General features: G+C 70.3%; 7 protein-coding genes and 3 pseudogenes. 5 read left to right on the forward strand and 5 right to left on the reverse strand.

Annotated elements, in window-relative coordinates; genetic code table 11:
• Positions 1-133: 133 nt before the first annotated feature.
• The 3 genes and pseudogenes from EAO76_RS14830 to EAO76_RS14840 all read left to right on the forward strand — a co-directional run bounded on the left by EAO76_RS14830 (position 134) and on the right by EAO76_RS14840 (position 3,164).
• On the forward strand, positions 134-799 hold the full coding sequence (locus EAO76_RS14830; protein WP_262375477.1) for a 2-oxo acid dehydrogenase subunit E2: 666 nt from the start codon (positions 134-136) through the stop codon (positions 797-799).
• A 119-nt stretch (positions 800-918) separates the two neighbouring features.
• A complete protein-coding gene (locus tag EAO76_RS14835) occupies positions 919-2,274 on the forward strand; it encodes an MFS transporter (RefSeq protein WP_148836421.1) in 1,356 nt (451 codons plus the stop codon).
• A 135-nt stretch (positions 2,275-2,409) separates the two neighbouring features.
• Positions 2,410-3,164 (forward strand): annotated as a pseudogene (locus EAO76_RS14840) (IS6 family transposase).
• 97 nt (positions 3,165-3,261) lie between these two features.
• Here EAO76_RS14840 and EAO76_RS47585 read toward each other — a convergent pair.
• Both EAO76_RS47585 and EAO76_RS14845 read right to left on the reverse strand, forming a co-directional pair.
• Positions 3,262-3,411, reverse strand: a pseudogene (locus tag EAO76_RS47585) (IS3 family transposase); the annotation flags it as partial.
• 4 nt (positions 3,412-3,415) lie between these two features.
• The gene (locus tag EAO76_RS14845; RefSeq protein ID WP_148836422.1) at positions 3,416-4,483 is read right to left on the reverse strand and encodes an RNA ligase (ATP); all 1,068 of its coding nucleotides are present in this window, start codon (positions 4,481-4,483) and stop codon (positions 3,416-3,418) included.
• Between the two features lie 245 nt (positions 4,484-4,728).
• On the opposite strand from EAO76_RS14845, the gene EAO76_RS14850 reads away from it, so the two are divergent.
• Positions 4,729-5,643 (forward strand): transposase family protein, encoded by a 915-nt coding sequence (locus EAO76_RS14850; protein WP_187438627.1) that lies wholly within the window; start codon positions 4,729-4,731, stop codon positions 5,641-5,643.
• A gap of 235 nt (positions 5,644-5,878) precedes the next feature.
• Here EAO76_RS14850 and EAO76_RS14855 read toward each other — a convergent pair whose 3' ends face one another.
• From EAO76_RS14855 to EAO76_RS14865, 3 genes are read right to left on the reverse strand one after another with little or no spacing between them, the layout of a single operon-like run.
• Positions 5,879-6,730 (reverse strand): aldo/keto reductase, encoded by an 852-nt coding sequence (locus EAO76_RS14855; RefSeq protein ID WP_148836424.1) that lies wholly within the window; start codon positions 6,728-6,730, stop codon positions 5,879-5,881.
• A 34-nt stretch (positions 6,731-6,764) separates the two neighbouring features.
• A complete protein-coding gene (locus EAO76_RS14860; protein WP_187438628.1) occupies positions 6,765-7,793 on the reverse strand; it encodes a zinc-binding dehydrogenase in 1,029 nt (342 codons plus the stop codon).
• 43 nt (positions 7,794-7,836) lie between these two features.
• The gene (locus EAO76_RS14865; protein ID WP_148836425.1) at positions 7,837-8,814 is read right to left on the reverse strand and encodes an aldo/keto reductase; all 978 of its coding nucleotides are present in this window, start codon (positions 8,812-8,814) and stop codon (positions 7,837-7,839) included.
• 217 nt (positions 8,815-9,031) lie between these two features.
• Between EAO76_RS14865 and EAO76_RS14870 the strand changes: the two are divergent.
• Positions 9,032-9,912: pseudogene (locus EAO76_RS14870) on the forward strand (helix-turn-helix transcriptional regulator).
• Positions 9,913-10,120 lie beyond the last annotated feature (208 nt).

Genomic DNA, 10,120 nt, shown 5'->3' on the forward strand with positions numbered 1-10,120 from the left:
GCTCGGCGGCGACGTCCACCTCGGCCTTGTCGGTCTCGATGGAGACCAGCGCGTCGTCCTTGGTGAACGACGCCCCCTCCGCCACCTGCCAGGCGGACAGCACGGCCGTCGCCGCGTCGGCGYCCACGAGGACATCCCGCACACCCGCATGCGCCGGGCCATCGCCCGACGCCTGACGGAGAGCAAGCAGCACACCCCGCACTTCTACCTGCGGGCGACCTGCGCCGTGGACGAGCTGCTCGCCCTGCGGCAGCGGATCAACGCCGTCAGCCCGGTCAAGGTCTCGGTCAACGACCTGCTGATCAAGGCCGTCGCCACGGCACATACACAGGTGCCGGAGATGAACGCGGTGTGGCAGCCGGAGGCCGTCCGCCGGTTCCGTACCGTCGACGTCTCGGTCGCCATCGCCACCGAAACGGGCCTGGTGACCCCGGTCCTGCGCGACATCGAGAACCTGTCGGTATCGGCGATCGCCACGCGGACCCGCGCGTACGCGGAGCAGGCACGCTCCGGGTCCCTGCACCCCGCGGACCTCGAAGGCGGATCGATCACCGTCTCGAACCTCGGCATGTACGGGGTCGAGGAGTTCGCCGCGATCATCAACCCGCCGCAGGCCGCGATCCTGGCCATCGGCGCCGCACGTGACGAGGCGGTGGTCCGCGACGGTGCGGTCACCGCGGCCAAGGTGCTCGGCGTGGTCCTGTCCGTGGACCACCGTCCGGTGGACGGCGCCGTGGCGGCGCGCTGGCTCGCGGCCTTCACCGAGGCCGTTCAGAACCCGGTCCGACTCGTCGTCTGACCCCACCCCGGCGGTGCCGGGCGGACCGCGGCGCCACCGCCGCGGTCCGCCCGGCACCGCCCACCCCCTGGGCCGCAGTCCGCGTCCGGCGGCTGCCAGAGCACTCCAGAAGGACACCGATGTCTTTGATTCGCGCTTCCCGCACATCAGGTGCGGCCCCATCGAACGAAACCTCGCGATCGAACGAAACCCCGCGCGACGCGCTCGGCGAGCTGGACCGGCGCAATCTGCGGCGGCTGATGCCGCTGCTGCTGGCCGCCTACATCATGTCGTTCCTGGACCGGACCAACATCGGCCTGGCCAAGGAACGCCTGGAGGTCGACCTCGGCATCTCCGCCGCGGCCTACGGCCTGGGCGCGGGGCTGTTCTTCCTCACCTACGCGATCTCCGAGGTGCCCAGCAACCTGATCATGTACCGCGTGGGCGCCCGCTGGTGGATCACCCGGATCATGCTCACCTGGGGCGTCATCTCCGCCTGCATGGCCTTCGTACAGGGTGAGAAGTCCTTCTACGCCATGCGGCTGCTGCTCGGCGCCGCCGAGGCCGGGCTGCTGCCGGGCATCCTGCTCTACCTCACCTACTGGTTCCGCTCCGAGACCCGCGGCAGGGCCATCGGGCTGCTCCTGCTCGGCGCCTCCATCGCCAGCGTCGTCGGCAACCCGCTCGGCGGACTGCTCATGGAGATGGACGGGATCGGCGGCTGGCACGGCTGGCAGTGGATGTTCGTCATCGAAGGCGTTCCCTGCCTCTTCCTGGCGGTCGCCGTCTTCCGGTTCCTGCCCGACAGCCCGGCCAAGGCGCCCTGGCTGACGCCGGAGGAGGCCCAACAGGTCCAGGACGCGGTCACCCGCGAGCAGGCCGAGGGCGCCGAGGAGGCCGGTAACGGCTCGGGATCCGGCTCCCTGCTGACGGTGCTGCGCGACAAGCAGATGCTGCTGGCCATCTTCGCCAACTGGACCCACCAGGTCGCCCTGTACTCCGTCGTCTACTTCCTGCCCGGCATCATCGGCGGCTGGGGCGACCTCTCGCCGTTCACCATCGGCCTGCTGACCGGACTGCCCTGGCTCACCGCGGCCGTCGGTGCCGTGCTGGTGCCGCCGCGGGCGACCACGCCCCGGCGCTCCCGCAACTTCGTGGTGGTCGGCCTGCTGATGATGTTCACCGGCCTCGTCGTCGCCGCCGTCGCCGGTCCCGTCATCGCCCTGCTCGGCTTCTGCTTCACCGGCCTGGCGTTCTTCGTCGTCCAGCCCCTCCTGTTCAACTTCCCCGCCACCCGGCTCTCGGGCAAGACCCTCGCAGGCGGCATCGCACTGCTCAACACCATCGGCATCACCGGCGGCTTCGTCGGCCCGTACATCATGGGCTACGCCGAGGACGCCACCGGCAACCACCTGTCCGGCCTGTGGGTTTCCGTAGTCCTGCTGGCCCTCGGCGCGGTGGCGGCCACCCGCCTGCGCTTCTCTCCCAAGTCCTGAGCGGGCCGGCGTCGGCCCCCGGTCCAGGAGAGCCGACGCCGGCACCCGGTCCGGGATGGCCGGCGTCGGTCGGGGCTGGGGACAGCCCCGGGTGGGCCTGTCTTGACGGCGCTGTCACGTTGGCCGGCCCGTGGGATGATCTTCGGGTTGATCACGTTGGGGGAGCCGTCCGTGGTGGGTGCACCGCCGCCGTGCAAGGGGCACCGGCACCCGGTCGAGGTCATCGCGCACTGCGTGTGGCTGTACTTCCGGTTCCCGCTCAGTTTCCGTGAGGCGGAGGAGCTGATGTTCCAGCGCGGCGTGACCGTCTCCCACGAGACCGTGCGCCGCTGGTGTCTGAAGTTCGGCCAGGCGTACGCCAGCGCGCTGCGCGCCGACGGCCCCGCCCCGGGGACAAGCGGCATCCGGAGGAGGTCTTCATCAAGATCAACAGCGAGCGGAAGTACCTGTGGCGGGCGGTCGACCAGGACGGCCATGTCCTGGACATTCTCGTTCGGAACCGGCGGGACAAGGCCGCAGCCAGACGATTCTTCCGCAGGCTGATGACGAAGACGGGCAGGGTGCCGCGGGTGGTCGTCACCGACAAGCCGCGTTCCTACGGCGCCGCTCACCACGAGGTCATGCCCTCGGTGGAGCACCGCTCGTACAAGGGCCTGAACAACCGGGCCGAGAACAGCCACCAACCGACGAGGCAACGCGAACGAGCGATGAAGGGCTTCCGCAGCGTGGGCAGGGCCCAGCGGTTCCTATCCGCGTTCAGCGGTATCTCACCCCACTTCCGGCCCCGACGCCCCCTGATGACCGCGCCCGAACACCGAGCCGAAATGACCATCCGCTTCACCACCTGGAAGCAGATCACCGGCGTCACCGGCCGACCTACCGCGCCCTGAGCCCAGGCCTGCACCCGGCCCCACCCCACCTCGGCGCACCGCCAGGCACCCACGCACCCCACAACGTGACAACGCCCTATTGCTCACTGTCCGCACACGACATCCAGCGGAACAGTTCCAGGCGGGCCAGTGCTTTCGACGTCCAGTGCCGTCCGTGCAGCAGTTCCCGCTTGAGGCCCTGGAAGAACGACTCGGCGGCTGACTCGAAGCGGCCGTGGGGCGCCCCCGTACGGAGCCCCCGCGGCTGGGGCTCACTCGTACTCGGTGCCGCCCTTGCGGGTCAGGTACGCCGGGCTGACCGCCTTGGCGATCGCCCGTCCGCCGACCACCGGGCTGTGGTGCTCGACGGCCGGGCGGATCACCACACCCTCACGCAGATGCAGTTCACGCCCGGAGACGGTCTCCCACCCCGAGGCAAGCTCCAGCACCTTGTCGATGTCGTACGGGCCCTCGTACAGCCTGGGTACGAGCGGCAGTTCACCCTCCAGCAGGTCTGCCGGATTCAGCTGGCGGACCTGTCCGGCTATTTCTGCGGACACGTCGAAGACCGCGTACCCCAGCGTCTCGCTGCGGGCGTCCGCGCCGTAGTCGAGATCCTGCACCCCGGCGCCGTACACCTCGCCGAAGATGCCGACGCGTGTCGCGCCCAGCTTCTCGGCGAGACGCGCCGCCACCGCAGGCACGCCATGGGCGTGGACCGCGCGCCAGTACAGATTGCGCGGGTCCTCCTTCAGGGCGAGCCCCTTGGCCCCGAACCCCTTGGACGACACCCATGTACGACCGTCCTCCATGGTGTACGTGACCAGGCAGGCCGAGCCGTGCACCTTCTCGGTGAGGACGACCGGCTCCCCGGGCTCGAAGATGCCCGGATAGCGCTGGACGTTCTCGATGTCGCACCAGGGCAGCAGATCGGGCGCGGACTCCACCTGTCCGTTCATCGTGGGCGGGATCGGCGGCACCCACTTGGTGATGCCCAGCAGCTCGGCGAAGTCGGTGCCGTCCGCGGCCGCCCGGGCCAGGTCGACGTCCGCCAGCGCCCCTGGGCGGCAGACGATGCCCTGCGACAGCTCCCCGCGCAGCCGCACCGCCTTCACCCGGTCGGCCGTGCTTCCGGCCAGACGGCCGGTCAGGCCCAGCTCCTCGATCAGCCCCTGCGGGAGGACGGACTGCTCCGGAATGTAGACGGCGACATCACCGCTGCGGTACGCGCCCTTGGCGACGACGGCCCGGTACAGGCCCACCTGGGCCAGTTCGAGGGCGTCAGCGTTCGGATGCTCGTGGATCGTCAGCGTTTCGGCGGTCACGCGCAGCGTCGACATGTCAGGGCTCCTCCGGTGTGGTTTTCATCGCCCCCTACTGTCCGGAACGCGGCCCGTCCGATCCACTGAATATTGTGAACGCCGTCGACGTACGACCAGATGACCGATTGGGCCGGTCTGGGGCATGTCACGCGGGCCGGAGGGGACGTTGTGGCCGGCTGGCGGATCCCGGGCTTTACGAGCTGGTGCGTGATAGCGGGTGATGTGTTCTTGCTGGTGGGTGGCATGATCTGGATGTGGCGATCATGCTCAGTCGGACGGTTCTCGCGCATCAGGTGTTCACAGGGGTCTCCCGGGGTCATCTCGCCTGCCTGGTTGAGGAGTTGGCTGATCCGTGGCAGGCCGTGGTCGAGGGGCGTCGTCACGAAGCTCGCGGCGGGGCCAGGAAGCGCGAGGCCGGAGCCGGTGCCCCGCATCGGCTGGTGTTCGTCGACCGGCTCGTGGCCACGCTGATTCACCCGCGGCACGATCTGCCGCATGCGGCGTTGGCGCTGCTGTTCGGCGTTGACCGCTCCACCATCACCCGTGCGATCGCCGAGATACGAGGGCTGCTGGCCGAGCGGGGATGCGCGGTCCCCGACCGGCCCGGCTTGCGGCTGCGGACCCTGGCGGATGTGTTCGCKRACGCCCGGGCCGAGGGCATCGAGCTGCGGCTGGACGCCACCGAGGTCCAGGTCCGCCGGCCRCCGGCCGGCCGCGGCGGGCGCCGTGCGTTCGTCCCGGGCAAGAAGAAACAGAACACGATGAAGGCCACCGTCGTCGCCGACCATCAGGGCCGCACGCTCTGGACCGACGCCCTGCGACCAGGGCGGATGCACGACGCGACCGCCGCACGCAACGAAGGCATCGGTACCTGTTTCCAGCACTTCTCCGACGTGGAGGTCCTTCTGGACGACGGCTGTCCCGGGCCCCGCCGCGATCATCCCGGCCAGGCCGTGACCCCACCCAGGAAGGGAAACAAGATCAGCCCGCCCGAGGTCCTCGAAGCCCGCCTACGAGCCCGYCACCGGCACTCCTCAAAGCGCATCACCGTCGAACACGCCCTCGCCGACCACAAACGCTGGAAGCAACTGGTCCGCTGGACCCACCGCCGGGAGAACCTGCCCGCCACCTACCGGGCCATCGCCGGCCTCGTCTCCGACCGCAACACCACCCACTGACACAAACCCGCAGCACAGGCCCCCACGTATCCAATGCAATCACGCACCAGCTCGTAAGGCGACGGTCGCGGTCAGTAGCTCGCCGCGCAGAACGGTGCGCCGGCTCGGAAGGGTGCCGTGATGCTGTGCCGTGATCATGGTGGGCGGCTCCGGGTGAACCGTGGGGGCCGAGCGGGCGCCCTGGGCGTTCGCTTTGAGGGCGCCTGTGGCCGGCGAGGGGCGGGGGGTGAGGCGTTCAGCTGTCCAGACGGCGCCCGGCGAGCCAGGTGACCATCTCGGGGTCGTGGTGGTCGAAGAAGAGGGAGCTGCCGGTGTCGAGGGTGGCGATCTGTGCCATCTGCTCGTCGGTGAGCTGGAAGTCGAAGACGTCGATGTTCTCGGCCATGCGCTCGGCGCGGACGGACTTGGGGATGGCGATGACGCCGCGCTGGGTGAGCCAGCGGAGCACGACCTGGGCGACGGACTTGTCGTACGCCTTGCCGATCTCGGCCAGGAGCGGGTTGGTGAACAGGTCGTTCTTGCCCTCGGCGAAGCCGCCCCAGGACTGGATCTGCACGCCGTGTTCGCGCATGAGGTCCTGGTAGTCGGCGCGCTGGAAGAAGGGGTGGGTCTCGATCTGGTTGACCTGCGGGGTGATCTCGTTGTTGATGATCAGGTCGATCAGCCGGTCGGGGTAGAAGTTGGCGACGCCGATCGCCTTCGCCGCGCCCTCGCGGTTGAGGGCTTCCATGGCGCGCCACTGGCCGTAGACGTCGCCGAAGGGCTGGTGCATCAGGTACAGGTCGAGGTGGTCCAGGCCCAGCTTGGTCAGGGACGTCTCGAACGCGCGGTGGGTGTTGTCCTGGGCGGGGGCGTCCTGGACCCACAGCTTGGTGGTGACGAACAGTTCCTCGCGTGGGATGCCGCTGGACTTGATGGCGCGGCCGACGGCTTCTTCGTTGCCGTAGGCGGCGGCGGTGTCCAGCAGGCGGTAGCCGGCGGAGAGGGCCTCGGAGACGGCGCGCTCGGTGTCCTCGGCGGGGATCTGGTAGACGCCGAAGCCGAGGAGCGGCATCTCGATGCCGTTGTTGAGGGTGACGGTCTGCATGAGCGGGATGTCCTTCGCTGTGCGGGGCGGGTGGTCAGGGGCGGAGGAGGGCCTTGAGGACCTGGCGGTCGGCCATGGCCCGGTAGGCGTCCGGTGCCCGGTCGAGGGGGAAGGTCCGGTCGAAGACGAGGCCGGGGGTGATGGTGCCGTCCAGGACGTCGGGGAGCAGTTCGGGGATGTAGGCGCGGGCGGGGCTGGCGCCGCCGGTCAGGGTGATGTTGCGCATGAACTCGGGCGGGCCGATCGGGCCCTGCTCGTACTGAGGGACGCCGAGGCGGCTGATGGTGCCGCCGTCCAGGACCGCGCCGAGCGCGGTGTCGAGGGCCTGGCGGGTGCCGACGGCCTCGATGACCTTGTCCACGCCGCCGGTCAGCTCGAGGATGCGGGCGATGCCTTCCTCGCCGCGCTCGGCGACCACGTCGGTGGCACCGAACTCACGGCCGAGGCCGGTGCGGGCTTGGTGGCGGCCGGCGAGCACGATCCGCTCGGCCCCCAGCCGCTTGGCGGCGATCACCGCGCACAGGCCGACCGCGCCGTCCCCGACGACCAGCACCGCATCTCCGCGGCCGACGCCGGCGGTGACGGCGCCGTGGTGGCCGGTGGTCATCACGTCGGACAGCGCGAGCAGCGACGGCAGCAGCGCGGAGTCGGCGGCCACCGGCAGCTTCACCAGGGTGCCGTCCGCGTGCGGGACGCGGACGGCTTCGCCCTGGCCGCCGTCGACGCCGTCGAAGCCGTACCGGCCGCCGTTGCGGCAGGAGATGTGCAGGCCCTTGGCGCAGTAGTCGCAGGTGTTGTCGCTGTAGGTGAACGGGGCGACGACCAGGTCCCCTGTCTTCAGGCCGGTCACGTCCGCGCCGGTGTCCTCGATGACGCCGAGGAACTCGTGGCCCATGGGGCGGCCGGTGTCGGTGGCGGGCATCGAGGCGTAGGGCCACAGGTCGCTGCCGCACACGCAGGAGGCGAGGACGCGGACCACGGCGTCGGTGGGCTGGACGGTCTTCGGGTCGGGCCGGTCCTCGACGCGGACGTCACCGGCTCCGTACATCACTGCTGCACGCATCAGGGGTACTGCTCCAAACGGGGGTCGTGCCGGGGACCGGGGGTCAGCGTTCGAGCATCCGGGCCTGGGCTTCGGTGTGGGTGTCGCCGGCGGCGGGCGGCAGGCCGGAGAGCTTGTCGAGCTGCTCGGCGGTGAGCGTGACGGCATCGGCGGCGGTGTTCTCCTCGACCCGGCTGACGCGCTTGGTGCCGGGGATGGGGGCGATGTCGTCGCCCTGGGCGAGCAGCCAGGCCAGGGCCACCTGCCCGGGCGTGGCACCGGCTTCGTCGGCCAGGGTCTTGACCTGGTCGGCGAGTGCCAGGTTGTGCTGGAAGTTCTCCCCGGTGAAGCGGGGGTTGTCGCGGCGGAAGTCGTTCTCGTCGAACTGGTCGGTGGAGCGTACGGTGCCGGTCAGGAAGCCGCGGCCCAGCGGGGAGAACGGCACGAGGCCGATGTTCAGCTCTCGCAGGACGGGCAGGACACGGTCCTCGATACCGCGGGTGAACAGGGAGTACTCGGACTGGACCGCGGTGACGGGCTGGACGGCGTGGGCGCGGCGGATGGTGTCGGGGCCGGCCTCGGAGAGCCCGAAGGCACGGACCTTGCCCTCGGCGATCAGCTCCTTCACGGCGCCGGCGGTCTCCTCGATCGGTGTGTTCGGGTCGACGCGGTGCTGGTAGTACAGGTCGATGTGGTCGGTGCCCAGCCGCTTCAGGGAGCCCTCGATCGCGGTGCGGATGTTGGCCGGGCCGGAGTCCAGGTTCCACGCGCCGTCGCCGCCGTGCGAGACCAGGCCGAACTTGGTGGCCAGCACCACCTTGTCCCGCCGGCCCTTCAGCGCCCGGCCGAGCAGCTCCTCGTTGGTGTAGGGGCCGTAGATCTCGGCGGTGTCGATCAGCGTGACGCCCAGCTCCAGGGCCCGGTGCACGGCCCGGATCGACTCCGCGTCGTCGGTGCCGGAGCCGGTGTAGCCGTGGGACATGCCCATCGCCCCCAGCCCGATCCGGGAAACCTCCAGGTCACGTAGCTTGATGTACCGCATCTCGCCCTCTTCCGATCATGGTGTCGCCTGCTCTCCCACTCTTGCCCGGCCCGGCAGGCCGTGCCCGCCGAAGTCCGGGCGGGAGCGATGAGGCCGGCGTCTTCCTCATTCACCTTCGCCCGGATCGCTCGGGTGTGGCAGGGCGGACTCTTCAGGGGTAATGACAGGGCTCCCCTCCCGTCCGCGGCGCGGCCGCCCGCCGGGGGAAACTGGGGTCATGGCATCCCAGAGCGCGAACAGCGAGGGCGCCGAGCTGGGCCGCTTCCTGCGCGCCCGCCGCACCCAGACCATCCCCGAGCACGTCGGACTCACCGTCGGCACCGGCATCCGCCGCACCCCCGGCCTGCGCCGCGAGGAGCTGGCCACCCTCGCCGGCATCAGCATCGACTACTACGTACGCCTGGAACGCGGCAAGGAGACCCGCCCCAGCCCCGCCGTCCTCGACTCCCTCGCCCGCGCCCTGCACATGGACGACCAGGAACACCAGCACCTGCGCGAGCTCGCCGCCCCCCCGAACCGCCCCCGGCCCCCAGCCGCACCGTGCGCTCCCACCTGAAACTGCTGCTGGAATCGCTGCGCCCGAACCCCGCCTACGTCATCAGCCGCAGCATGGACATGCTGGCCTGGAACCCCGGCGGCCTCGCCCTGTACGCGGGCCTGGAGGACTGGCCGGTCAAACACCGCAACCTCGCCCGCTACCTCTTCCTCCACCCGGCCTCGCGCGCCCTGTTCCCCGACTGGGACCGGCAGATCACCGCCTGCGTCGCCCGCCTGCGTGCCACCGCCGGCACCGCTCCCGACGCCCCGGACCTGACCAACCTCGTCGGCGAGCTCCTCCTCAAGAGCCCGGACTTCGCCCGGCTGTGGGAACGCTACGAGGTCACCGGCCGCAAGCCCGCGCAGAAGACCTTCCAGCACCCCCGCGTCGGCACCCTCACGCTCACCTCCCAGTCCATGTACCTGGAAGGCACCCCCGGCCAGCGCATCGGCGTCTACACCGCCGAACCCGGCACCCCCGACCACGACGCGCTGCTCCTGCTCGACATGACCGCGCCCGCAGCCGCGCCCCACCAGGAAGTCCCGCACACATCGCCCTGACCGCTGTTCGCACAAACGGTCCTTTACGCAAGCAAGATCAATTACGGGCCACCGGGGCTCGCCGGACCCCTGCCCGGCATCTACGACCCGACCGGACCGGGGAAGCTGCTGGTCGCGTTCTTCGCCCCACGGCAGCGGCATGATCACCGGAGACAAGCGGGGTGGTGTACTCGAACTTCTGGAGCTGATCCACGGCATGGACATAGCC

The sequence above is a fragment of the Streptomyces sp. sk2.1 genome (assembly GCF_008120935.1).
Classification (GTDB): Bacteria; Actinomycetota; Actinomycetes; order Streptomycetales; family Streptomycetaceae; genus Streptomyces.

Coding starts and splice junctions, on each gene's coding strand:
- EAO76_RS14835 (WP_148836421.1), top strand. CDS start 919: ATGTCTTTGATTCGCGCTTCCCGCACATCAGGTGCGGCCCCATCGAAC.
- EAO76_RS14860 (WP_187438628.1), bottom strand. CDS start 7,793: ATGCGTGCAGCAGTGATGTACGGAGCCGGTGACGTCCGCGTCGAGGAC.
- EAO76_RS14855 (WP_148836424.1), bottom strand. CDS start 6,730: ATGCAGACCGTCACCCTCAACAACGGCATCGAGATGCCGCTCCTCGGC.
- EAO76_RS14845 (WP_148836422.1), bottom strand. CDS start 4,483: ATGTCGACGCTGCGCGTGACCGCCGAAACGCTGACGATCCACGAGCAT.
- EAO76_RS14865 (WP_148836425.1), bottom strand. CDS start 8,814: ATGCGGTACATCAAGCTACGTGACCTGGAGGTTTCCCGGATCGGGCTG.